This window comes from Paraburkholderia sp. PGU19, assembly GCF_013426915.1.
In the GTDB taxonomy this organism is placed as follows: Bacteria; Pseudomonadota; Gammaproteobacteria; order Burkholderiales; family Burkholderiaceae; genus Paraburkholderia.
In genome coordinates this window covers 68,381-90,643 of the sequence record NZ_AP023181.1, presented here as the reverse complement: position 1 = coordinate 90,643, position 22,263 = coordinate 68,381, and the positions used below count along the sequence as shown (strand labels likewise).

Annotated in this window: 24 protein-coding genes; 14 read left to right on the top strand and 10 right to left on the bottom strand. The window is 64.6% G+C overall.

Features of this window, described 5'->3' with window-relative positions; all coding sequences use genetic code 11:
- Nucleotides 1-7: 7 nt before the first annotated feature.
- The 10 genes from sctC to H1204_RS30250 all read right to left on the bottom strand — a co-directional run bounded on the left by sctC (nucleotide 8) and on the right by H1204_RS30250 (nucleotide 9,593).
- Nucleotides 8-1,807, bottom strand: coding sequence for a type III secretion system outer membrane ring subunit SctC (gene sctC, locus H1204_RS30295; protein ID WP_180734280.1), 1,800 nt, complete (start codon nucleotides 1,805-1,807; stop codon nucleotides 8-10).
- A gap of 51 nt (nucleotides 1,808-1,858) precedes the next feature.
- Nucleotides 1,859-3,313 (bottom strand): helix-turn-helix transcriptional regulator, encoded by a 1,455-nt coding sequence (locus H1204_RS30290; RefSeq protein ID WP_180734279.1) that lies wholly within the window; start codon nucleotides 3,311-3,313, stop codon nucleotides 1,859-1,861.
- 244 nt (nucleotides 3,314-3,557) lie between these two features.
- Nucleotides 3,558-4,415, bottom strand: a complete 858-nt coding sequence (sctT, locus tag H1204_RS30285; RefSeq protein WP_180734278.1) for a type III secretion system export apparatus subunit SctT — start codon at nucleotides 4,413-4,415, stop codon at nucleotides 3,558-3,560.
- Entirely contained in the window at nucleotides 4,412-4,909 is a 498-nt protein-coding gene (locus H1204_RS30280; protein ID WP_180734277.1) for a type III secretion protein, read from the bottom strand. Before H1204_RS30280 ends, sctT begins: the two co-directional genes overlap by 4 nt.
- A complete protein-coding gene (gene sctN, locus H1204_RS30275; protein WP_274608254.1) occupies nucleotides 4,906-6,303 on the bottom strand; it encodes a type III secretion system ATPase SctN in 1,398 nt (465 codons plus the stop codon). The genes H1204_RS30280 and sctN overlap by 4 nt, the downstream gene beginning before the upstream one ends.
- Entirely contained in the window at nucleotides 6,303-7,067 is a 765-nt protein-coding gene (sctL, locus tag H1204_RS30270; RefSeq protein WP_180734276.1) for a type III secretion system stator protein SctL, read from the bottom strand. The genes sctN and sctL overlap by 1 nt, the downstream gene beginning before the upstream one ends.
- A complete protein-coding gene (locus H1204_RS30265; protein WP_243468896.1) occupies nucleotides 7,052-7,780 on the bottom strand; it encodes a type III secretion protein HrpB4 in 729 nt (242 codons plus the stop codon). Before H1204_RS30265 ends, sctL begins: the two co-directional genes overlap by 16 nt.
- An 8-nt stretch (nucleotides 7,781-7,788) precedes the next feature.
- Nucleotides 7,789-8,538, bottom strand: coding sequence for a type III secretion inner membrane ring lipoprotein SctJ (sctJ, locus tag H1204_RS30260; protein ID WP_243468974.1), 750 nt, complete (start codon nucleotides 8,536-8,538; stop codon nucleotides 7,789-7,791).
- Between the two features lie 41 nt (nucleotides 8,539-8,579).
- The gene (locus H1204_RS30255; RefSeq protein WP_180734273.1) at nucleotides 8,580-8,972 is read right to left on the bottom strand and encodes a type III secretion protein; all 393 of its coding nucleotides are present in this window, start codon (nucleotides 8,970-8,972) and stop codon (nucleotides 8,580-8,582) included.
- A 15-nt stretch (nucleotides 8,973-8,987) separates the two neighbouring features.
- Nucleotides 8,988-9,593 (bottom strand): HrpB1 family type III secretion system apparatus protein, encoded by a 606-nt coding sequence (locus H1204_RS30250; protein WP_180734272.1) that lies wholly within the window; start codon nucleotides 9,591-9,593, stop codon nucleotides 8,988-8,990.
- Nucleotides 9,594-9,825: 232 nt separating this feature from the next.
- On the opposite strand from H1204_RS30250, the gene sctU reads away from it, so the two are divergent.
- From sctU to H1204_RS30180, 14 genes are all read left to right on the top strand, one after another.
- Nucleotides 9,826-10,899 (top strand): type III secretion system export apparatus subunit SctU, encoded by a 1,074-nt coding sequence (gene sctU / locus H1204_RS30245; RefSeq protein ID WP_180734271.1) that lies wholly within the window; start codon nucleotides 9,826-9,828, stop codon nucleotides 10,897-10,899.
- Nucleotides 10,900-10,945: 46 nt separating this feature from the next.
- Nucleotides 10,946-13,030, top strand: coding sequence for a type III secretion system export apparatus subunit SctV (sctV, locus tag H1204_RS30240; RefSeq protein WP_180734270.1), 2,085 nt, complete (start codon nucleotides 10,946-10,948; stop codon nucleotides 13,028-13,030).
- 8 nt (nucleotides 13,031-13,038) lie between these two features.
- Nucleotides 13,039-13,581, top strand: a complete 543-nt coding sequence (gene sctP / locus H1204_RS30235) for a type III secretion system protein SctP (protein ID WP_180734269.1) — start codon at nucleotides 13,039-13,041, stop codon at nucleotides 13,579-13,581.
- 18 nt (nucleotides 13,582-13,599) lie between these two features.
- Nucleotides 13,600-14,784, top strand: coding sequence for a type III secretion system cytoplasmic ring protein SctQ (gene sctQ, locus H1204_RS30230; RefSeq protein ID WP_180734268.1), 1,185 nt, complete (start codon nucleotides 13,600-13,602; stop codon nucleotides 14,782-14,784).
- On the top strand, nucleotides 14,762-15,418 hold the full coding sequence (gene sctR, locus H1204_RS30225) for a type III secretion system export apparatus subunit SctR (protein ID WP_180734267.1): 657 nt from the start codon (nucleotides 14,762-14,764) through the stop codon (nucleotides 15,416-15,418). The genes sctQ and sctR overlap by 23 nt, the downstream gene beginning before the upstream one ends.
- Nucleotides 15,419-15,448: 30 nt before the next feature.
- On the top strand, nucleotides 15,449-15,712 hold the full coding sequence (sctS, locus tag H1204_RS30220; RefSeq protein ID WP_180734266.1) for a type III secretion system export apparatus subunit SctS: 264 nt from the start codon (nucleotides 15,449-15,451) through the stop codon (nucleotides 15,710-15,712).
- Complete coding sequence (locus H1204_RS30215; protein WP_180734265.1) at nucleotides 15,709-16,665, top strand: hypothetical protein; 957 nt, start codon at nucleotides 15,709-15,711, stop codon at nucleotides 16,663-16,665. Before sctS ends, H1204_RS30215 begins: the two co-directional genes overlap by 4 nt.
- Nucleotides 16,666-16,801: 136 nt before the next feature.
- Nucleotides 16,802-18,055 carry a type III secretion protein gene (locus H1204_RS30210; RefSeq protein WP_180734264.1) on the top strand — a complete coding sequence of 418 codons (1,254 nt, stop codon included), beginning with the start codon at nucleotides 16,802-16,804 and terminating at the stop codon, nucleotides 18,053-18,055.
- 2 nt (nucleotides 18,056-18,057) lie between these two features.
- On the top strand, nucleotides 18,058-18,300 hold the full coding sequence (locus tag H1204_RS30205) for a type III secretion protein (protein ID WP_180734263.1): 243 nt from the start codon (nucleotides 18,058-18,060) through the stop codon (nucleotides 18,298-18,300).
- 80 nt (nucleotides 18,301-18,380) lie between these two features.
- Nucleotides 18,381-18,602 carry a hypothetical protein gene (locus tag H1204_RS30200; protein ID WP_042308577.1) on the top strand — a complete coding sequence of 74 codons (222 nt, stop codon included), beginning with the start codon at nucleotides 18,381-18,383 and terminating at the stop codon, nucleotides 18,600-18,602.
- An 83-nt stretch (nucleotides 18,603-18,685) separates the two neighbouring features.
- A complete protein-coding gene (locus H1204_RS30195; RefSeq protein WP_007579462.1) occupies nucleotides 18,686-19,141 on the top strand; it encodes a CesT family type III secretion system chaperone in 456 nt (151 codons plus the stop codon).
- Nucleotides 19,142-19,205: 64 nt separating this feature from the next.
- Nucleotides 19,206-19,667: an MEKHLA domain-containing protein gene (locus H1204_RS30190; protein WP_180734262.1), complete on the top strand. Its 462-nt coding sequence runs from the start codon at nucleotides 19,206-19,208 to the stop codon at nucleotides 19,665-19,667.
- A gap of 233 nt (nucleotides 19,668-19,900) precedes the next feature.
- Nucleotides 19,901-21,691: a nitrite/sulfite reductase gene (locus tag H1204_RS30185; protein ID WP_180734261.1), complete on the top strand. Its 1,791-nt coding sequence runs from the start codon at nucleotides 19,901-19,903 to the stop codon at nucleotides 21,689-21,691.
- Nucleotides 21,688-22,083: a DUF934 domain-containing protein gene (locus H1204_RS30180; RefSeq protein ID WP_180734260.1), complete on the top strand. Its 396-nt coding sequence runs from the start codon at nucleotides 21,688-21,690 to the stop codon at nucleotides 22,081-22,083. The genes H1204_RS30185 and H1204_RS30180 overlap by 4 nt, the downstream gene beginning before the upstream one ends.
- Nucleotides 22,084-22,263 lie beyond the last annotated feature (180 nt).

Sequence of the window (22,263 nt, the reverse complement as noted above, 5' to 3'; positions counted from 1 at the left end):
GCCACGTTCAGAATTCGATCACACGCGGCGTCAGCAACACGAGCCGCTCCATATGGCTGCTCTGATGTGTGCGCGAGCGAAACAGCGCGCCGAGCACGGGAATCTTCGACAGCACGGGCACGCCCGTATTCAGATTCGAGTCGTTGTCGATACGATAACCGGCGATCAGCAGACTCTGCCCTTCGGCAACGACGGCTTCCGTGTCGATCTCGCTGGTGCGGATTTCGGGAATGTCCTTCACGCTGCCGCCCGTCGGCTGGCCGTCTTCGACGTGCACCTGCAGCTTGATCTGCTGCGCGCCGTTCGAATCGACCACCATCGGCAGCACGCGCAGCGTATTGCCGACCTGCACGCTGAACAGATTGCTCGACGTAAAGCCCGAGACGGGAATGAAGAACTGCGTCTTGTTGTTCATCACGGCTTCGACGTTATCGAGCGTCGCAACTTTCGGGCTCGCATCGATACGTGCGAGGTTGTTTTGCTCCAGTGCATCGATGCGTGTCAGCAGATACCGGCTCGCGTCGCCGATCACGGCCGTGAGCGAGCCACCCGTCGGCGTCGCCGTGGCGACGAGATTGCCGGCTGTGTCGAGCGAAGAAAACGTCGGGCTCACATTGCCGTTGAAGTTGTTCGCATTGGCACTGCCGCTGCCCGTCTGGAAATCGACGTGACTCGAATGCGCGTGCCAGTCGACGCCCAGTTGTTTCAACGCGCCGTCGTCGATCTCGATGATGTGCGCTTCGATCTCGACCATCCTGCGCTTCACGTCGAGCCGGTCGATCAGTTGCTGATACTGGCCAACACGATCAGGCAGATCGCGGATCAGCACCGAGTTGGTTCGCGCGTCGGCCTGGATGACGGGCAGCGAGCCTGCGCCGTCCGGCACGGCCGCAGTTGCCCCGCGCCCCGCGCTCTGCGGACCGCTGCCCGATGCGCCGCCCGCCGTGCCGCCCACGCCGCCCGCGCCCGGCATCGCAACCGGCCCGCCGCCTGCCGCCGCCACGCCTGCAAACACATCGGGCAGCGGCGGATTCACGCCGCTGTTGTTGTACGGCGATCCGCCATTGGTGCCGCCCTGCACGTCCGCATACGGACTCACCTGTTGCAGGTTCGGCGTGCCGTCCGCGGATGCGCGCGACGTGCCCTGCTGATCGCTGTCCCGATCCGGGTGATAGAGACTCGCGAGCACATGCGCGACACCGGGCACGAGCTGCGTCTTGCCGTTCACGGTGATCGTATGGTCCGCCGCCCAGCCGTAGCGCAGCGGAAACGCGCGCACTTCGCTGCCCGTGCGGCGATTCGCGTTCTGATCGAGCCGCGCGGCCACCTCATCGACGAGCTGAATCAGCCGATGCGGCCCGGTGATCAGCGCGACGCCCTGCTCCGGGTCGTACACGATCGGGAAGCGGTCGGTGTCGAGCCCGATCTGCTTGAGCGTCGAGCGCAGGCTCTGCGTGCCCGCGAAGTCGAGCTTGATGACCTTGGTGGTCACGTCGTCGGCGGTGCTGATGGACAGCACGCTGCCGTCGTAAAACCACACGAAGCCGAACGTCGCCGCCATCGTGTCGATGAACTTGCGCGGCGGCAGATCGAAGCGTCCCGACACGGTGCCCTGCACGTTCGGCGCAATCGTCGCGATGATGCCCTGGCTCGCCGCGAAGTCGCGCAACACGTCCTTCAGGTCGCGGCTTTCCACCGAAATATGCACTTCGCCGGGACGCCACGTGATCGGTGCGGCATGGCCCGCGTTCAGGCCCATCATCAGCAGGGCGGCCGCGATCGCGCGGTGACGGAATGTGAGTTTCATGATCGACGCTCGGTATAGGTGTGGTTCTGGCGGAATGGTCTCGAATGGATCTCAGCGGTTCAGCGTGTCCGAAGGCGATTCGTTGAATTCGCGGCGGTAGCTGTTGACGAGCGTCGAGCGGTTGCTGACGCCCCACTTGACGGCCGTCGCGAGAATGCCTTGCTCGTGTGCGCTGTCGTCGGCTTCGAGTTCGGCGCGGATACGCTCCATGCGCAGACGGCGGATGATCTCGGTCGGCGTCGAGCCGAGGCTCGTCTTGAACGCGCTTTGCAACGCGCGATCCGTCACGCCGACTTGCGCGGCGATTTCGCGGATCGACAGGTCCTTGCGCTCCAGGTTGTCGAGCAGATAGCGATACGCGCGCCGATAACGCGCAGGCAGCCGCGTGCCGATGTCGTCGAGTTGTTCCGGCGCGCGCGCGATGCGCTGGCCGTAGCGCGCGAGTGCGCCCGCTTCGTCGCGGATGCAATTGACAGCGGCCAACGCGTAGCGCGTGTACACCTCCAGCGACTCGCCGCTGCGCCCCTGCAGATGGCGCAGCTTTGCGAGGCAATACAGATACTCCAGTTGCCGATGGCTCTGCGGCATGCGCACCTCGGCCGTCAGCAACACGAGCACCGACTCGGCCAGCGACGACACACCGCCCGCAAGACTCGCGAGCACAATCTCGATGCGCACTGCACTCTGATAGTTCTGGATGCCCTGCTTGCCCGCCCACTCCGCATGCGCGACGATCTGCTGCTGCGCGTCGCGCTCGCCGCCCGCCAGTCGCGCCAGGCCATCGAGGAATTCGACGCGCCCACGCAGCAACGGGTCGTCAATCGTGCCCGTCAACAGTCGCAGCGCGGCGGGCCGTTGCGGCGCGACGCGCGGCGCGGCATTGCCCGTCAGGCCGACCTGCCAATAGATGTGATCCGACAGCGCGGTACGCGAGCGCAGCGTGCTCTGCGCTTCGACATCGAAGCGCACGGTGCTCAACAGACGCTGCCAGCCGTCGGCCTGATGAAACGCGCCATTCGACGTCGCTTCGTCGAGCAGGTCTTCGAGCGTATCGAGCACGGCATCCGCATCGCGCAGACGGCCCACGCTGAACAGCACGCCGAACGCGCCGAACAGCGCATCGAGCCGCAGCGCCACGCTCGCCAGCGGATGATCGGCGATCTGCATGAAGCATGACATCGCGGTGCCGTAGCGATAGCGGAACAGCGCCTGCCAGCCCGCGTTGCGGCACGACGCGAAGCGCATGCCGTCCTTGTCGTCGCGCATGCGCTTTTGCGCTTCGCGATACGAATCGTCGGCATCGACCTCCATGCCGAGCGACAGTTGCAGATCGCCCTGCAATTGCAGCAGCGCGGCGGGCGACGCATCGTCGTGGCTATCGACGAGCCGCTGCACGTGCGACGCCGCGGCGTGCACATGGCCGTTGCGGATCAGATCGACGACACTGGCAGGCATCGACGCTGCGTTGAGCATCGACACATACGGGAAGTAGTAGGTAACGAGCATGGCTGATTCCGTCGTAAGGCTCGCGCAGCCGTCGGGGCGATGCTGCGTGAGCGCGTTGAAACGATTGCGACGTTTTTGCTACGGACGTCGCGGTGACGGAATGCACTGTAGCCAGGCAGAAATGTGAAAAGCTCAATAATCAGAGGAAACAGTTGAGGCTTGAGTAAAGTTGAGAATTCGCGCGCGTGACAGACAAGAACCCTCAACAAACCTCACTTCTTTTCCTGTATGCGGGCCGCTGACATCACGGCGACACATCGTTGCGACGCGGTTGCGCACCTGGCTTCAGATCGGTGTCGCGATCGCTCATCTGCGCGATTGCGCGGACCTGCTCCTTGAAGAGCCGCAAGTCGAGTTGATCCTGCACCTGGTGCACGAATAGCCCCGCGAACACGGCCAGCATCAGCACCGTCACCGCGCCCTTGATCGGCTGACTCAACGCGCTCAGATCGAGTTTCTGCGCGGCCTTCGACGCAAGATTCGCACCGAGATCGATCAGCAGCAGCACGAGCAGCATCGGCGCGGCGAGCTTCGCGATGGTCTGCATCAGCGTGTCCGTCTGATGCATCGCGAACACGGCGAGAAAATCTGTCGACATCGGCTTCGTCGATGCAACCGGCCACCATCGATACGACTCGTACAGCGCCTCCAGCAAAAACTGCATGCCGCCGAGCGACCAGAACGCAACGGTCGCGATCTGGCCGAGCAACGTCGCGGACGGTGTGGATTGTTGCGACAGCATTGGGTTACTCAACTGCGCGTTGTTGTAGCCCGTCAGATTGTCGAGATAGATGCCCGCGCCTTCCGCGACCCAGAACACCGTCGCTGCCGCGAAGCCCATCACGACGCCGATCAGCGTTTCGCGCAAGCTCGTGGTCACCAGCGTAAAGCCCGTCAGCGAATCGGCGAACGACTCCGGCTGCGCCAACGCGACGAACAGCGAGAAGCTCAGCGCGACGCCGTTGCGCAAGCGGCCTTGCAGCACGCCGTCGGCGGTGGGCGGAAACAGCGTCATGATCGCGTAGAGCCGCAGCGAGCAGACGCCGAGCACGGCAAGGTGCTTGAGCAGCCAGGGGCCATAGAACTGCAACAACTCGTTCATCCGCGTGCAAGGCGCGCGAGCGCCGTCTCCTCGATGTCTTCGTCTTCCGCGTCGGCAGCGATGCCGTCCAGCACGCGTTGCAGTGTGCCGATGCGCTTTTCGCACAGGTCGATGCGTCCTCGGTTCTTCGCGATCTCGCCGCGCGTGCTCGCGATTCCGGCATCGTGCCCAGTGAGCGCCTGTTGCGCGGCCTCCACTGCCTCACATGCCGTCGCGTGGTGGCGGTCGAGTTCTTCTGCGTACAAACGGAGCGCGGTCAACGTATCGATTGAAAACGGCTCCGCGCCCGCCATCATCGCGGAGATGCGCTCGCGGTACGAACGCCCCTGCGCTTCGATTTCCGCTGCATGAGCGCGCGCCTGCGCTTCGTTTTCGACCAGTGGCAAGCGCGCCGCAACGAGTTGCACGAGCCTCGCGCGCAAGTCCTGCTCGGAGCGCTGGCGGCGCGATACGGCGCGTGACAACGCAGCGATCTGTCGTCTGTGAGTGCTCATTGCGCGTCGCCCTGCGCAAGCGCGTGCAACGCGGCCTCAGTTTCGGCCGGGTCCGCGAAGGCATCCGTCGGTTGCGACAGGAAAGCCTTGAGCGCATCGATCTTTGCGATCGCTTCGTCCGCGAGCGCATTGGTGCCCGGCTGGTACTCGCCGATCTGCAGCAGCATGTCCACCTCACGATGCTTCGCAAGCAGCTTGCGCAGCCGCGCGGACGATGCCATGAACTCGCGCGGCATCACCTGCGACATGACGCGCGACAAGCTGCCGAGCACGTCGATGGCGGGATAGCGGTTCTGCGCCGCGATTTCGCGCGACAGGATCAGATGGCCGTCGAGCACGCCGCGCACTTCCTCGGCAATCGGATCGCTGCCCGATTCGTCTTCGGCGAGCACCGTGTAGAGGGCCGTGATCGAGCCGCGCTCGCCCATCCCCGCGCGCTCCAGCAGACGCGGCAACTCCGCGAACACGGAAGGCGGAAAGCCGCGCCGCGCGGGCGGCTCGCCCGCTGCGAGGCCGATCTCGCGGCCCGCGCGCGCGAAGCGGGTCAGCGAATCCATCATCAGCAGCACGCGCTTGCCTTCGTCGCGAAAGTGCTCGGCAATCACGGTCGCGACGTAGGCCGCCTTCGCGCGCTCGCTCGACGAACGGTCCGACGTCGCGCATACGACGACGGAGCGCGCCATGCCCTGCTCGCCGAGAATCAGCTCGACGAACTCGCGCACTTCACGCCCGCGTTCTCCGATCAGCGCAATCACGTTGATGTCGCATTGCGCGCCACGCGCCAGCATGCCGAGCAAGGTGCTCTTGCCGACGCCCGCTGGCGCGAAAATGCCCATGCGCTGGCCTTCGGCGAGCGTCGTCATCGCGTCGATCACGCGCACGCCCGTCACCATCGGATGCTCGATCATGCGGCGTGTCATCGGGTTCGGCGGGTCGGCGAAAATGGGCCGGCTGTCCTCCGCTTCGATCGGGCCACGGCCGTCCATCGGCTGGCCGAGCGCATCGATCACGCGGCCGAGCAGCGCGTCGCCGACAGGCACCGACAAGGGCCGCTGCAAGCCGATCACATGCGTCGCGCGCGACACTTCGGATAGCTGCGCGAACGGCGACACGACGGCATGCTCGCGCGTGAAGCCGATCACTTCGCCATGCTGCAACAGCTTGCCTTGCGGCGTGCGCAGCTCGCACAATTCGCCGAGCTTCAGGTCGATGCCCGCGACCTTGATCAGCGTGCCGACCACTTCGGCAATCTTGCCCGTCTGACGCACGGGCAACAGCGCGCGGATCTCGCGTTCGATTGCGCCGCCCAGTTCGCGCATGCCGTGCTCGCGCAGGCCGAATACGTCGGCCAGCGTCGGGTCTTGCGGTTGATTCTTCGAGGGCGTGGTGCTCATCAGTGTGTCTCTGCTTGCGCGCTGTGCGTTTTCAGCGAAGTGTTGAGCGCCCGCACGATTGCCGCGCGCATCGAATCGAGTTGTGTCGACAGGCTTGCGTCGACGATGCCGAGGTCCGATTCGCACACGCATGCGCCGGGTTCCAGACGAGGGTCTGCTGTCACCGCAAGCGGCACCGGCCGCCCCAGCATGCGCAGACGCGCATCGAATTCGCCGAATGCGGCGCGCGCCGCGTCGAGATCGGCGGGATGCACGCTCACGCGCAAGTTCGCCGAGCCTTCGACGATGCGGTCAATCGTGTCCGTCGCCCGCGCGAACAATGCCTGTGCGCTTTCCGCACGCACCAGTTGCTCGACGGCGAGCATCACGAGTTCGGCCATCCGGTTGCGCATGCCTTTTTGCAGGCGCTGCGCGTCGGCGCTCAACGCGGCAACGCGTTCGATCCATTGCGCCTCGCCATGCGCGACGCCTTCCGCGTAGCCTCGTTCCGACGCCGCTTCACGCTCGCGCGCAGCCGACGCGACGAGGGCCTTTGCTTCGTCGCGCGCCGCTTGAAGCATCTGCTCGCGCTCGATCTGCGCGGCGGCGAGAATCGCCTGACGTTCGGCCTCGACACGGCCGTAGACATCGTCGATCGTCGCGAGCATGCCGAAGGTTTCGCGCGGCACGATATCGCCGACGAGGCCGACGCGCGGCTCGTTTTTGTCCTTTCGCGTGCTACCAGTCGCGTGTGCTTCGCGCGGACGGCTCAGCCAGATAACCATGCATACTCCGGCAAAAGAGGGCCGATGCGCTCGCGCAGCAATGCGAACGCGTCTTCGCATTCGTCTTTCGAAGGCTTCGCGCGCGCCGTGCCCTGCTCGTCGTCTTCACGTGGCAGCGCGAGTCGCAGCATCATTGGGCAGGTTTCCACAAGCGGCAGCATCGCCAACCCTTCCAGCGCGAGCGCATCGGCATCGAGCGAACCGAGCGCGCGTGTTCCGGCCCGCTCGCGCTTCGCATCGGCAAGCGACGGCGCTTCAGGCACTGTCTTGCCCAGCAGATCGTCGAGCTGGCAGCCGATCCACTCCGCGAGACGCTTGCGCGTGGTTCGATCGACCAGACGCCGGACTTCCGCGCGACGCGTCAGCAGCGCCTGCATCCGCAACACGCGCAAACCGGTCTCGACAGGCAGCGCGTCGAGCCGCGTGGCGGGCGTCGCGCTGAATGCCTGGAGCGTCGGCGGCGCGGGTGTCAGCACGCGCAACACGGCGAGCGAGCATGCTTCGTCGCATCGTTCGCGCAGAGCGGTTAGCGCATCTTCGCTGTGCGTCTCTCGATCAATGCCCAGTGCAAGCGTAAGCCAGTCCCGATGCAGCCACTGCAACGCGCTGCGCGCATTGCGTTGCCAGCCGAGCAAGATCTGCGTGGCATGATCTGGCGAGAGGCGCGGCTCGTGCGTAGACCGTTGCCGTGGCATCGCAGCGGATGCAGCCATCGCCATGCTCATGCCGACTTCTGCCTGCGGCCCGGCAAACGCTGCGCGAGCCTCGCCTTGAGCAGCGCGACGATCCCGCTTAGCCGCGCACGAAACGCATAGCCCACGCCAATGCCCGCTACCAGCAACGCGAACAGCCCGCTCAGCACGAACGGCCAGACGGGCGCATGCGCAGTCACGCGGCTATCGATATCCACCTGATCCGCCGCCACGCCCGTCACGCTGACCTGGTCGTACGACAGCCCTTCGACGCTATGCACGACGAGATTCTTGATCTGCGGCACCAGTGCATCGAGTTCGAGGCCCGGCCGGTACTTGATGAACACGGCGGCGGACGACGGCTTGATGGTCTGCGCAAGCGGGTCGTTGTTCGGAATCACGATCTGCACACGCGCGACCAGCACGCCGTCGATATGTGACAGCGTGCCCGACAACTCCTGCGACAGCCCGTAGATGAAGCGCACGCGCTCCTCGGTCGGCGTCGAGACCAGACCGTCCTTCTTGAACAAACTGCCGAGATCATCGAACTTGCTGTGTGGCAGGCCTTTTTCGCGCAGCACCTGCATCGCGCGCACCATATCGCCGTCGTCGACCTGCAGCGTGTAGGTCTTGCCGCCGTCCGGCGTGCTCTTGTCGGCGGATACGCCGCGCTCCAGCAACGCGACGGTCATCTCGTTGACGTCCTCTTCGGCAAGGCCCGTGTAGAGCTCTTTCTTGCAGCCCGCGAGCAGCGCGCATGCGATCAGCACGCCGCCCATCAGCGTGCGTTTCACGAGCGGAGAGAGGGTTTGGATGCTCATCACTGGTTCTTCATCAGCGTTTCCGCCGATGACTTCGACGCCGACACCACCGCCATCTTCGTCTGGAAATCGAACTGCGCAAGCGACAGGTTCAGCGAGACCTGCGCAGCCGCCGCAATCTGTTGCGTCGGCGTGAGCGATCCGGCGTTCGCGCTCAGTGTCTCGACCTGTTCCAGCGCGGCTTCCATCTGGCCGTCCTGCTTGCGGATCGCGTCGACAAAATGACTGCCCGCGTGCTGCGTCGCGTCGTTGCCGGGCATGGCGAGCGGCTGCTGCATCAGGTCTTCGAAACGGCTGACGGATTCGGCCGCGGGCATCTGCGGCAAAGCTTCGGGCTTCGCAGCATCGGCGGCGGCGTGAACGGCGGTTTCGGCAATCGTGGAGATCGACATGAACGGCTCCTCTTATCAGGCGCGCAAGAAAGCGTGCGACGCGAACGCGGGCGCATCGCCCGACGGTTGTCGCGCGGTCTTCGTCTGCGCGTTCTCCTGCTCTTCGGCGAGCTCGCGATACGACTCCGGCAGCACGAACTCGCCGCCGCGATGGTTGGCGCGCGCGGCTTCGAGATCGGCACGCACGGTGAGCGCACGGACCAGCGCGCGCGTTTCCGGGCCCGCCTCGCCTTCCAACGCCTGGTCGGCCCATTGACGCCAGCCAGCGTCCTTCTGCGCCGCGAGGCAGTACGCGTACATCGCCTTCGCATAGGCAAACGACGGCGCCGCGTCGATCACGTCGCGCAGCGTGCGCGACCCCTCGTCCCAGCGGCCGTTGGCGATATGCAGCACGCCCGCGAGCGTGTCGATCTCGGCCACCTTGGGGCGGAACGCGCGCAACGCGTCGAGCACCAGTTCGATATCGGTCGTGTCGGCGCTGGCTTGCGGGAAATGCCGGAACAGACCCGCCGATGCAACCTCGATCAGCGCGTTCAAGGTTGCATCGCCGCATTGCAGATAGTTCGGCGCGGCGTGAGAGGAAGCGGGTTGTGACCCAGGTTGTGACGATTTCGCGAGCATGGCGTGGACCCTCTTGATGAAAACAGGACGCGGGGCGTCATCGCTTCGCAAGGTATCAAGCCGGTGCCGCAATGCTCGCACTGCAACCGAAGCAAGTCGTCCGAAAGCGAACCTGGCGACGGATCGCGCGTGCTGTTTTGCCCTGCTTCGCGTTCGAGACCGGGGCTTCGCCTCGCCTGGACGGCCGCTATGTGGAGCGCCCTACACTGCGCCAGCACGTAAAGGAGCGCCCATGAGCGACGACAAAACCGAACAGCCAACCGAGAAACGCCTGCGCAAGGCGCGCGAGGACGGCGAGGTCGCGAAAAGCACGGATCTTGTCGACGGCGCGCTGCTGGCCGTGGGCGTCGGCATGCTGATGGCGACGGGTGACAAGATGGTCGATGGCTTGCGCTCGTGCATTTCGATCGCGCTGAAATTCGTCGCCGGCCCGCACGACATGACGACGTTGCTGCTCGCGGTGAACCAGATCGGCTCGCGCATGGCGGGCACCCTGCTGCCGATGATCGGCGCAGCGATTCTCGCCGCCGTCGCCGCGCTCGCGGGACAAACGGGCATCATGATTTCGATGAAGGCCGTCGGCCTGAAGTTCGAGAACGTCAGCCCGATGGCGGGCATCAAGCGCATCTTCTCGCTCAAGTCGCTGCTCGAACTCGCGAAGATGACCATCAAGGGCATCGTGCTCGCCATCGTGATGTGGAAGACGGTCACGGGCCTGCTGCCGCTCGTCACGGGCTCCCTGTTCCAGTCGTTGCCCGAGTTGTCCAGGCTCGCGAGCTTCGTCGTGATCCGGCTGCTCGCGGTCGCAGCCGCGCTGTATGTCGTGTTCGGCGGCGTCGATTTCAAGCTGCAGAAGTTCCTCTTCATTCGCGACAAGAAAATGAGCAAGGACGAGATCAAGCGCGAATTCAAGCAGGACGAAGGCGATCCCATCATCAAGGGCGAGCGGCGGCGGCTCGCGCGCGAGCTTGCGACATCTGCGCCGCGCAAGATCGCGACCGCGAGCATGGTGGTCGTCAACCCGACGCACTACGCGGTCGCCGTGCGCTATGCGCCCGACGAATACCCTCTGCCCGTGGTGATCGCGAAAGGCATGGACGACGCGGCGCTGCAGATGCGCCGCGACGCGCAGCTCGCGGGCGTGCCAATCGTCGGGCATCCGCCCGTCGCGCGCGCGCTCTACAAGGTCGAACTCGACGAGCCGATTCCCGACGAACTGTTCGAAGCCGTCGCCGCGATTTTGCGCTGGGTCGATTCGCTGGCACTGCCGCGCGAAGCCGATGCGGCGCCGTCGCTGTCAAGCTGAACGCACGCCGCCTTCTACACATTCCCGCTTCGCTCCACACACGCTCATGCTCAAGACACTCAAACTCCCCGCCGGCGGCGAGATCGGCATCCTCGTGATGATCGTCGCGATCGTCTCGCTGATGATCCTGCCACTGCCATTCTTCATGATCGACATACTCGTCGGCCTGAACATCGCCACGGCCGTCACGCTGCTGATGATCACGCTCTATGTGCCGAGCGTCGTCTCGCTGTCAGCATTTCCGTCGATCCTGCTGTTCACCACGCTCTACCGTCTGTCGCTCAGCATCGCGTCAACTAAATCGATCCTGCTGCATGCCGAAGCGGGCGACATCATCGACAGCTTCGGCAAGCTCGTGGTGGGCGGCAATCTGGTGGTCGGCATGGTGGTCTTCATCATCATCACGCTGGTGCAGTTCATCGTGATCGCCAAAGGCTCGGAGCGCGTCGCGGAAGTCGGCGCGCGCTTCACGCTCGACGCGATGCCCGGCAAGCAGATGAGCATCGATGCCGACCTGCGCGCCAATCTGCTGACCGCCGACGAAGCGCGCCACAAGCGCGCGACGCTCGCGCTCGAAAGCGCGCTGCACGGCGGCATGGACGGCGCGATGAAGTTCGTCAAGGGCGACGCCGTCGCGGGTCTGATCATTACGATGATCAACATCGTTGCGGGTCTTGCCGTGGGCGTGCTGTATCACGGCATGACGGCGGGCGAAGCGGCGAACCGCTTTTCGATTCTCTCGGTGGGTGACGCGATGGTCGCGCAATTGCCCGCGTTGCTGCTGTCCGTTGCGGCAGGCGTGATGATCACGCGCGTCGCCGACGATCGCGACGAGAAACCGCGCTCGCTCGGCGCGGAGATCGGCAAGCAACTGATGGGCAGCGCCCCCGCGCTCGGCTTCGCGGCGCTGCTGCTGGTTGCGTTCGCCGCCGTGCCGGGCTTTCCGTGGCCGCTTTTTCTGGTGTTGAGCGGCATTCTCGGCTTCACAGCCTGGAAGCTGAAAAAGCGCGGTTCATCGCGCGCATTCGAAGACCTCGAAGCCGTGCGTTCGATGCAGCGCGCAGGCGCGAAGAGCGAAACGCCCGCTATCTCCAGCGTGCCGCCCGCATTTTCCTGCGCGCTCGGCGTGCGCCTTGCGCCGGACTTGCGCGGACGGCTCGCCGTCGACCGGCTCAATCACGCGTTCGAAACCGAGCGCACGTCGTTGCAGGAAGAACTCGGTTTGCCGTTTCCGGGCATTCATATGTGGATCAGCGAGAAGCTCGCGCCGTCCACCTGTGAGTTCCTGATGCACGACGTGCCATCGTTCACGCTCGAATTGCCGCAAGGCAAGGTGCTGCTCGCCGACCTGCCGCAACGGCTGGCAGCACAGCCAGACGACACGCAGGCGCAGGCGCTCGCCGAACGCTGCGAGCAGCGCGAACCGATCGACGGCACGACGCAGCCGAGCTACTGGCACGACGGGGCCACGCTCACCGACAAGACGTCTGGCTGGCGCGCCGAACAGGTGATCGCGCATGTCTGCGTGCAGTTGCTCCGTCGCAATGCGTCGCTATTTCTCGGCGTCAATGAAGTGCAATGGATTCAGGAACAGCTTGGCATCGAGTATCCGGGTCTGCTCGCCGAAGTGCAAAAAGTGCTGCCGCCGCAGCGTATCGCCGATGTGTTGCGGCGGCTGCTCGAAGAACAGATCCCGATCCGCAATATCCGCAACATCATGGAAAGCCTGATTGCGTGGGGACCGAAAGAGAAAGACGTGCTGATGCTGACCGAGTACGTGCGCGGCGATCTCGCGCGCTTTCTCGCGCATCGCGCCGCGCTCGGCGCGCGCATCCTGCCCGCGATCCTGCTCGACGCGCCCGTCGAACAGCATATTCGCCAGGCGATCAAGCAGACGCCGACGGGCAATTACCTCGCGCTGCCGCCTGATCAGATCAACTTTCTGGTCGACAGCATCGAGTCGTTTGCGGGGCTGGCGCCGCGTCCCGGCATCGCGCTCGTCACGTCGATGGATATCCGGCGCTACGTGCGGCGCATGATCGAAGGACGGCTCGGCTGGCTCTCTGTTTATTCATATCAGGAACTCGGCGGCCATCTGGAACTGCAGCCGATTGGCCACGTGACGGCCTGAGGCAACGCATGTCGAGAACCACATCGCGTCCCGTGCGCGTGATCGCGGCGCCCGCGCAGGCGTCACCTGCTTCGGCGGGCGCGCGCATGCGCCGCGCACGGCATGCGGATTTCGCCGCGCTCTTGCGACGCGACGATCCTCTCGCGGTGTCGCTCGATGACGAGGCTCAGCAGGAACATCCTGCGGAAGAATCGCTCGCGCAACGCATCGGCAGCGCGAGTCAGCGTGTCGTCGCCGCTGTGCTGCGACGCGAGCAACAGATGCTCGAACTCGCGCATGTGCTCGCGCGGCATGTCGTCGAGTTCGCGTCGAATCCCGCGATCCGGCAGGCCGGCCACTGGGAAGTGGCCATGCGCATCGATCCGCAGCGGCTGCCCGGCACGCAGTTGCATCTGACGCTTTCGCCCTCGGTTCTCTTGCTTCGCTTCGACATCGAGTCCGCTGATACGCGCGAACTACTCTTGCATCATGCCGGCCTGCTCGAACGCGAGTTGCGCCAGGTGCTCGCTTCGCAAGGCGAAGCACGCACGCTCGAACTGACTATCCACTAGCTCGCGCCTTTGTCCACTGTGTCTACCGAACATCCGTATGCAGAGAAGCTGCGCCGCGTCACGCCCGATGCAGCGCGAGCCGCCCGGGTTCTGTGCGATGCGCGTCATCTCGATGCGTTGCGCCAGCTCGGCGCCATCGATGCGCTCGAAATCGCGCCTTCTGTCACGCACGACACGACCTTCGACGAAGCGGGCCGCATCGTGCTCGCGCATCTGGAAGGCACGCTCGACATCGATCTCGATCTGGCGCGCTATCCCGCGTTGCAGATCGTCGCGGCCAGCGCGGGCGACCGCCCACGGCACGCATTGCGCAGCACGCTCGCCAACGCGCTGCTCGCGCCGCTCGTGCAGCGCTTTCAGGCAGCGGGCCTGGGGCGCTGGCGTGTGGCGTCGGTGGAACGCGCGCCTGCGGGCGTTGTGAGCGGCGAACGCTTCGACGTCGCGTTGCTGCATGAAGGTGTCGTGCATCGGCTTTCGATCGGCGCATCCGGCGCGACGCTCGATGTGCTGCATAAACGGCTCGCCGCGTTGCCGTCGCGTCAAGCAACGGAAATGTTCGCTTCAGCATCGCCAGTCTGCGTCGCTGGGTCGATCGCGCTTGGCGCCCGGCATGTTCCGCTTGCCGCATTGCAGTCGCTTCGTCCCGGCGATGTCGTGCTGCGCGCCTTCCCACCTTCCGTCGCGCAAGCGCTGAACCGCAACGCCGCGTTCGCCGCGCGCGCCACATGGGGCGCGACGGCAACGGGTATGCGGCGCATTCATGCGTGTGTCGTGATCGACGGCACGCAGGTCACTGTAGAAGAGAAACCCATCATGAACGAAGAACCCTTGCAGGCCGATTGGCCCGACACGTTGCCCGGAGACGGCGAAGCGCTGCACGAAACCGACGCGGTGGCGCCCGATGAAACCACCGAACCCGACGCGCACGGCAATTGGCAGCACGACAGCGAAGACGCTCCGCTCGATATCGGCCTGCTCGATCTGCCCGTGCAATTCGAAATCGACAGCGTGGCGCTGCCGCTCGCGCAACTCGCCGCGCTGCGCCCAGGCTATGTGATCGAACTGGCCGCGCCTGTGCTCGATACGCCCGTGCGTCTCGTCACGCATGGGCAAACGGTCGGCTATGGCGAGATCGTCTGTGTCGGCGAACATCTGGGCGTACGTATCACGAGGATGGCTTATGCCGGCGATTCAGACAGGTGACATCACGGGGCTGCTGATCGTCGTGCTGGCGATCAGCGTGATCCCGTTCATCGCGATGGTGGTCACGTCATACATGAAGATCGTCGTCGTGCTCGGGCTGCTGCGCAACGCGCTCGGTGTCCAGCAGGTGCCGCCGAACATGGTGCTCAACGGCATCGCGATCATCGTCTCGGTGTACATCATGGCGCCCGTCGCGTTCTCCGCGATGCAGGGCATGCAGGCCAACCAGGCGCCCGGCAACGTCACGCAGAACGTGACGGCGGGCATCGCCGCCGCGCGCGAGCCGTTCCGCACCTTCCTCGAAGCGCATGCGCAATCGCGCGAGCGGCAGTTCTTCCTGCGCTCGGCGACGGCCTTGTGGCCCGCGCAGCAGGCGAAGGCGCTGAAGGACACCGACCTGATCGTGCTCGCGCCCGCGTTCACGCTGACGGAACTCACTGACGCCTTCAAGATCGGCTTTCTGCTTTACATCGGCTTTATCGTCATCGATCTCGTGATCGCGAATGTGCTGATGGCGATGGGCCTGAACCAGGTGCAGCCGACCAACGTCGCGATTCCGTTCAAGCTGCTGCTGTTCGTCGCGATGGACGGCTGGTCCACGCTGATGCATGGCCTCATTCTCGGCTACCGGTAGGCGCCGCATTTCATCAACTACGGACTTGCTATGACTATCGATACGCTCGTCGGCCTCGCGACGCAAGGGCTGCTGCTGTGCCTGTACGTGTCGCTGCCCGTCGTGGTCGTCGCGGCTGGCGTCGGCCTGCTGGTGTCGTTCCTGCAGGCGATCACGTCGCTGCAGGATCAGACGCTGTCGTTCGGCATCAAGCTGATTGCCGTGGTGGTGGCGCTCGTCGTCGTGGCGCCGCTCGGTGCGTCGGCGATCCTGCGCTTTGCGAACCAGTTGCTGCTGACGGCCGTGCAGCGATGAACCCACTTCACTCTCGTCCGGCCACGGGGACGTCAGGCACGTCGGCCACGCAAGAGGCCGCGCAGACGCAACGGGGCGCGACGGAACCGGCGCGGCAGCAGACGCGCGCGCGCTTTGCCACGTCGCTGCGCAATAACGTGCGCTTCGCCCACGCGCATCACGCGCATTTGCAGGGGCAGGCGCGCTCGGCGAATGCGCGGCGCCTTGCGAAAGCGCTTTTGAAGAAGCGCCAGGGCAAGGCAGCCGCGACGCGCTTTGCTCAGACACGCCGGCCAACGACGGGCCGCTCCGGCACCAACACGCGAGCGTCTCAGAATGCGAGAAACACCGACCGTCAGCGAAGCGCCGCCGCACTGCGCGTGTCACGCGACGGCGGTAATGGCGGCTCGCGCGGCGGTGGACAGCAGCAGGACGAACAGCAACAGCAGCATCAACGTGGCAAGCACGATGACGACCTCATGCTCGATGGCGCGGACGGTACGAAGCGCGCAGCGGGCGTCGTGCCAGAATTTGCCGCGCATGCGCTGACGCTCGCCGGTTCATCGCGCCGTGAAGCGTTGGCCAGTGCCTGGTGCGACGCGTTGCTAAAGCCCGGTCGCTCGCTGCACGATGCGCTATCGCAATTGCGCGTGCTGCGGCGGCAGGAAGGCGCATTGCCGCTCGCCTCGCTCGCCCAGGTCCGCCAGTCGCTGATGGATGCCACGGCGCGTGCCGCCGTGCGTCGGCAGACGGGCGAAGCGTTGCCAACGACGCCAGCCACGGCAGCCCGTACGAATACGTCGAAAGAGGCTTGCAACGTCCTTGCGCCGCTGCTTGCGCTCGTCGCAGGCGGTCCAATGTCGCCGGGCCGCGAAGGACGCGCGGCGAGCGCGAACGCGGCGCTCGGTGGCATTGCACGCGCGCGCAGCACGCGTCCATCCGATGCCGCTGGCCCCGCTGAATCCTCGACTTAACGTCACTTCGCGCACGCGCGAGTGCCTTCGCAAACAACACATATCGCGGCCCACGCGTCCATTAATCTGCGACTCATCGAAGGAAGCGAAACAGCGCGACAGCTGCCCTCGCTTCTCCGCCTGACCGACCGAACTCATGAAACAACTGCGCATCCTGACGGGTATTCATGCTGGCGCAACCGCACCGCTCGGCCCCGGTCTTCACCGGATCGACGCGGACGACGACGCCGACATTCGCATCACCGACTGGCCGGGGCCGTCCGCGATCGTCGAAGTCGGCGACGGCGACGTCGTGACCGTGCGGCGGCTCGCCGCGCAAGAGGCCGCCGTTAATGCAAGCGATGAAGCGCCACACAACGAAACCGACACGCAAGCCGCAGAGGCCGAACGAGTCGAAGACACCGCACCCGTCTTCATGCTCGACTTTCTGCCGATGCAGTTCGACCAGAGCGTGATCTGCATCGGGCCTGACGATGTCGAATGGCCCAGCGATCTCGCGCTGCTGTCGACGCTATTAAAGCCCGGCCAGCCCGAGGACGACAAACGCGGCCAGCAGCGCTCGCGGCGCCGCACCTTCGTCGCGCTCGGCGTGGCCTGTGCGGCGTTGATTGTGATCGCGAGTGTCAGCGCCTTGTCGATGACGACGCGTGCGAAGGCATCGATGCTGCCCAACGACGTCGCCGCGATGGAAAACGTCAACCGCGAGTTCGCGGCCGCGCATCTGAACGAGCTGCGCGCCTCCCTCGATGGTCACGGTGGTGTGCTCGTTCGCGGCCTCGTCGCGAACGAATCTGAGAATCTCGCTGCGCGGCGCCTGCTTGCCGCGATCACGTCGCCGCATGTGCAGGCGCAGTACGGCATCGCCGAAGTGATCCGGCGCAGCATCGGCGAGAGCTTGCCCGTTTCAGGCATCAGCGTGCGTTACGACGGCGGCGGCGTATTTGCGATTGCGGGCAAGGACGTCGACATGGACGCGTTACAGCAAGGCGTGAAGCGTATCCGTCCCGACCTGCCTACCAACGTGAAAGATATCCGCATCGACGCAACGGGCGCCGAGCAGGCTGATGCGCCGGTGGGCGCGAGCTATATCGCGATCGTGTCGTCGGATACGGTGCGCTATGCGCAAACGCCCGATGGCGTGAAGCACATCTTCATTCTCGACAACGACACGAACGCCAGCGCGCCCGCTGCGGCCAGCGACGCCGCAGCGCCCGCAGCAGCCGACACCCAGCAGCCTGCAATCGATGCGACGACGCCCGTTTCGAAGGCAGTCAGCGAACCGCCGCCCTCACCGCTTGCAAAACGGCTCACCGGACTTGCCGCCGCGCGGCATGTGCTCGACCCACCCCAGACGTCCGTCGCGCAGACGGCCGACACGTTACGGAGATGACCATGTACGAAGCCATTGAACGCCACGCGCAACACTTCATGCAGTTGCAGAACGTCGTGACAGCCGCCGACGCCGATGCGCGCGTCGCCGAACTGCGCAAGGCGCTCGAAGAGAGCGCCGAGCAACTCAATCACGCCCCCGACGGCACAGCCGCCGACCGCGATGCGCGCGCCCGCATCTATCGCGGCCTCGTCGCAGCGAGCCGCATCGTCGGGCAGTTGCGCGAGGACGCGCTGCGCGGCTGACTGCGTCGAACTTCATTTCATTCGCTTTTTCAACCACCGGTTGGACATACCGTCTGCCGGAACTTTCCAGGAGAGCCACCATGCCCGGTATTGCAACGGCAGCAACATCCGCACTGGGCGCCGTCACGAACGGCGTCAATTCGAGCAGCGCAACGGCAAGCGCCGAAGCGACGATCAACAACAACGCCCAACAGCAGCTCGAAATCGCGCAAGCGCAATCGAATGCAAGCCTGCTGCAGGCGCTCGGCGAAGCGATGAAGTCGGGTGCGTCGAGCATCCAGAAGGCCGCGCAGGCATCGTAACGCAGGCTGGCTGACCGCTCGCGCAGCGGTCAGCCGTTCGACGCCTTGCAGGATTCTCCTTTGTTTGAGCGGGTATTCGCACCGTGAGTGAAGATCGTTATGCAGAACTCGTTGCGTCACTGTGCGAGGCTGTCGGCTTGCCCGACGTCGAGCACGTGTTGCAGACACATTCGATCGAAGTGGGCGGGCTCGATGTGCGGCTCGACTGTTTCGACGAAGATCCGGACGCGATCTACCTGAGCTTCGACTTCGGCGCAGTGACGGCGGGACGCATCACGACCGTCTACCGGCTCATGCTCGAAGCGAATCTGCTCGTGTATGCGCAAGACCAGGCGCAACTCGGACTCGATTCCGACTATGGCAATGTCGTGCTGCTGGTGCGCGTGCCATTCGCCGATGCACCGACAGGCGAAACCCTCGCCGATCTCCTCGCCCACTACTCGGAACATGGCGCGTACTGGAAGCAGAGCATTCTCGAAGCCAGCGACGAGCGGTTCGAAGCGATCGTGTCGGGTAACTTCTCGTGGATACGGGCATGACTTCTTCACGAGATTCGAGGCCACGCTAGAATGTCTTTCGACACGGCCTGAAGATGGAAAACCCATGGATTTACGCACCGACCTGAATTTCTTCAACCTGCTCACAGGGAGCTATGCACGTCTGCTGGGCACAGAACTCGTACCGAAGCATGAGCGCGCGGAAGATGCCGTCGCGTGGCTGTATCACGATGCGCCCTTCGGGCTGCTCGCGCACAACACGGCGGAGGACCCCGTGTTCGTCTACGGAAACCGTCGCGTACAAACGCTGTTTGGCTACGACTGGGACGAAATCACCGCGCTCCCCTCACGCCTTTCCGCAGAAGCGCCGGAACGCAGCGAACGTCAGGCGTTTCTCGACCAAGTGACACGCGACGGCTTCGTCACCGGCTATCGCGGCATACGCATCGCGAAGACGGGCCACCGTTTCTGGATCGAACGCGCGACCGTGTGGCAACTCATCGACGAGCACGGCAAACTGCATGGCCAGGCTGCGATGATTCCGCAGACCACGGCGCTGCCTGAATAAGCTCGCACCCAAAGCAGCCTCAACTCCCCTCTTCTCTCTAACCGGACTGCCTGCGTCCTGGCGCGCGCGGCCCGGTTTTCTCATCTGCTGCGGTCATTTTCGCGTCATCTGCGTCTTGTCTGCGGATGCGTGCGCCAGTAGATTCAAGCGAACATGCCGATGCTATCGGCCATCGTTCCGCGTCCCAAGGCGAAAGCGGGACATGCATGCTTTCGCCGCCCTCCAGGTTAGCCATGTATCAGTACAACGAGTTTGACAAAGCCTTTCTGCTCAATCGCGCCGCGCAGTTCCGCGACCAGATCGAACGCTGGCAGGACGGCAGATTGAGCGAAGACGCCTTTCGTCCCCTGCGCCTGCAAAACGGCTGGTATGTGCAACGGCATGCGCCGATGCTGCGCGTCGCGGTGCCGTATGGGGAGTTGTCGAGCGCGCAGCTTCGCGTGCTCGCGCGCGTGGCGCGCGAATACGATGAGCCGGAAGCGGATGTCTATCGGCAGGCACTCGATGCCCAGCGCAAGCTCGGCACGGTTCGCCTGCCGACGCATCACGCGCACTTCACGACGCGCACCAACGTGCAATTCAACTGGATTCCGCTCTCGAAGGCCGCCGACGTGATGGACCTGCTGGCGACCGTCAACATGCACGGCATCCAGACGAGCGGCAACTGCATCCGCAATATTTCCTGCGACGAGCGCGCGGGCGTAGCGCCCGACGAGATCGCGGACCCGCGCCCGTTCGCTGAAATCATGCGCCAGTGGACCACGTTGCATCCCGAGTTCGCGTTTCTGCCACGCAAGTTCAAGATCGCGATCACAGGTGCCCACGACGACCGCGCGGCAACCGACTGGCACGACGTCGGCCTGCGGCTGCGTTACGGCGAGAACGGCGAACTCGGCTTTCGGGTGACGGTCGGCGGCGGCATGGGACGCACGCCTGTCATCGGCACGGTGCTGCGCGAGTTCTTGCCGTGGCAGCACATCATGAACTACATCGAGGCCGTGGTCCGCGTGTACAACCAGTATGGGCGGCGCGACAACAAGTACAAGGCGCGCATCAAGATTCTCGTGAAGGCGGAAGGCCAGAAGTACATCGACGAGGTGGAAGAAGAGTTTCGCCAGATCGTCGAGCATGACGACGGGCCGCATACGATTCCACGCGCAGAACTGGAGCGCGTCAGCGCGTATTTCGTGCAGCCTTCAAACGGCTCTGTCGATAAACCAACGGACGCTGCTGCACGCAAGGCGATTCACGATGCGTCCGTCAATATTCCGCAATTCGCGCGCTGGCTGGAGCGCAATGTCGCGCCGCACCGGAATCCGTCGTTGCGCATCGTCACGTTGTCGTTCAAGCGTCTGTTGCAGGCGCCCGGCGACGCATCCGCCGATCAGCTCGATCAGGTCGCCGATCTCGTCGACCGCTTCTCGGCGGGCGAAGCGCGCGTCACGCATACGCAGAATATCGTGCTGCCGTGGGTGCATGAGAACGATCTGCTCGCGTTGTGGGAAGCCGCACGCAGCGTGGGACTCGCGAGCGCCAACGTGCATCTGCTGACGGATATGATCGCGTGTCCCGGCGGCGATTTCTGCGCGCTGGCGAATGCGCGCTCGCTGCCTGTCGCCGAGGCGATCACCGAGCGCTATCAGGACATGGACGAACTGGAAGATATCGGCGAAGTCGATCTGCATATCAGCGGGTGCATCAATTCGTGCGGGCATCACCATAGCGGACATATCGGCATTCTCGGTGTCGACAAGGATGGCGCCGAGTGGTATCAGGTCACGCTTGGCGGCTCCGATGGATCGCATGCAAGTGGCGCTGCGCAAGCGGGCAAGGTGATCGGGCCGTCGTTCTCCGCGCACGAAGTGCCCGATGTGATCGAGGCCGTCCTGCGAGCGTATGTCGAACAGAGAACGGACACGGGGCCGCGTCGCGAGAACTTTATCGAAACGGTGCGGCGTATCGGGCTCGATCCGTTCAAGGCGGCGGCCAATGCCGTCCGCGCACCGATGGAGGTTTCCGCATGAGATCACGTATCCGCATTCTTGCTGCGCCCGACCATCTCGCCGATGCAGTCGCGCATGTCGTTACGCTCGATAACGACGCCGATCCGTTCGCTCACAGCGAGGCTATCGCGCAAGCTCAACGTATCGAGCTTCATTTTCCGAGCTTCACCGATGGCCGGGCGTTCAGCCAGGCGTATCTGATTCGTCGGCGGCTCGGCTTCAATGGCGATCTGCGCGCAACGGGCGACGTGCTCGCGGATCAGTTGATTCAGATGGAACGCACGGGGTTTTCGAGCGCGGTGCTGGCCGAAGGTGTCGATCCCGCCGATGCACAGCGGCAACTCGATCGCTTCGCCGCGTTCTATCAGGGTGATGTGGCGCGCGATGCGCCGTTCAGACAGCGAGATAGGTGAAATCCAGAGAACAGCGCGGGTTTGATGGGCTGGCCCTGGCATTCTGTCGGCGCGTGACGGCGCCGGATCGCTGCATTTTCTCCTCCGGCTGGGCGCCGCCCGGCCGCACCGGCGCCCATTCGGGAATTAGCGCCGCGCCGTCAAGGCGGCCGCCACGCTTGCCCGGCTGCTGGCACGCCG

Coding starts and splice junctions, on each gene's coding strand:
- sctT (WP_180734278.1), bottom strand. CDS start 4,415: ATGAACGAGTTGTTGCAGTTCTATGGCCCCTGGCTGCTCAAGCACCTT.
- sctR (WP_180734267.1), top strand. CDS start 14,762: ATGCCGGCGATTCAGACAGGTGACATCACGGGGCTGCTGATCGTCGTG.
- sctJ (WP_243468974.1), bottom strand. CDS start 8,538: ATGGGCGGCGTGCTGATCGCATGCGCGCTGCTCGCGGGCTGCAAGAAA.
- H1204_RS30200 (WP_042308577.1), top strand. CDS start 18,381: ATGCCCGGTATTGCAACGGCAGCAACATCCGCACTGGGCGCCGTCACG.
- H1204_RS30290 (WP_180734279.1), bottom strand. CDS start 3,313: ATGCTCGTTACCTACTACTTCCCGTATGTGTCGATGCTCAACGCAGCG.
- sctL (WP_180734276.1), bottom strand. CDS start 7,067: ATGGTTATCTGGCTGAGCCGTCCGCGCGAAGCACACGCGACTGGTAGC.
- sctN (WP_274608254.1), bottom strand. CDS start 6,303: ATGAGCACCACGCCCTCGAAGAATCAACCGCAAGACCCGACGCTGGCC.
- sctC (WP_180734280.1), bottom strand. CDS start 1,807: ATGAAACTCACATTCCGTCACCGCGCGATCGCGGCCGCCCTGCTGATG.
- H1204_RS30215 (WP_180734265.1), top strand. CDS start 15,709: ATGAACCCACTTCACTCTCGTCCGGCCACGGGGACGTCAGGCACGTCG.
- H1204_RS30210 (WP_180734264.1), top strand. CDS start 16,802: ATGAAACAACTGCGCATCCTGACGGGTATTCATGCTGGCGCAACCGCA.
- H1204_RS30180 (WP_180734260.1), top strand. CDS start 21,688: ATGAGATCACGTATCCGCATTCTTGCTGCGCCCGACCATCTCGCCGAT.
- sctP (WP_180734269.1), top strand. CDS start 13,039: ATGTCGAGAACCACATCGCGTCCCGTGCGCGTGATCGCGGCGCCCGCG.
- sctV (WP_180734270.1), top strand. CDS start 10,946: ATGCTCAAGACACTCAAACTCCCCGCCGGCGGCGAGATCGGCATCCTC.
- sctU (WP_180734271.1), top strand. CDS start 9,826: ATGAGCGACGACAAAACCGAACAGCCAACCGAGAAACGCCTGCGCAAG.
- sctS (WP_180734266.1), top strand. CDS start 15,449: ATGACTATCGATACGCTCGTCGGCCTCGCGACGCAAGGGCTGCTGCTG.
- H1204_RS30190 (WP_180734262.1), top strand. CDS start 19,206: ATGGATTTACGCACCGACCTGAATTTCTTCAACCTGCTCACAGGGAGC.
- H1204_RS30265 (WP_243468896.1), bottom strand. CDS start 7,780: ATGGCTGCATCCGCTGCGATGCCACGGCAACGGTCTACGCACGAGCCG.
- H1204_RS30280 (WP_180734277.1), bottom strand. CDS start 4,909: ATGAGCACTCACAGACGACAGATCGCTGCGTTGTCACGCGCCGTATCG.
- H1204_RS30255 (WP_180734273.1), bottom strand. CDS start 8,972: ATGTCGATCTCCACGATTGCCGAAACCGCCGTTCACGCCGCCGCCGAT.
- H1204_RS30185 (WP_180734261.1), top strand. CDS start 19,901: ATGTATCAGTACAACGAGTTTGACAAAGCCTTTCTGCTCAATCGCGCC.
- H1204_RS30250 (WP_180734272.1), bottom strand. CDS start 9,593: ATGCTCGCGAAATCGTCACAACCTGGGTCACAACCCGCTTCCTCTCAC.
- H1204_RS30205 (WP_180734263.1), top strand. CDS start 18,058: ATGTACGAAGCCATTGAACGCCACGCGCAACACTTCATGCAGTTGCAG.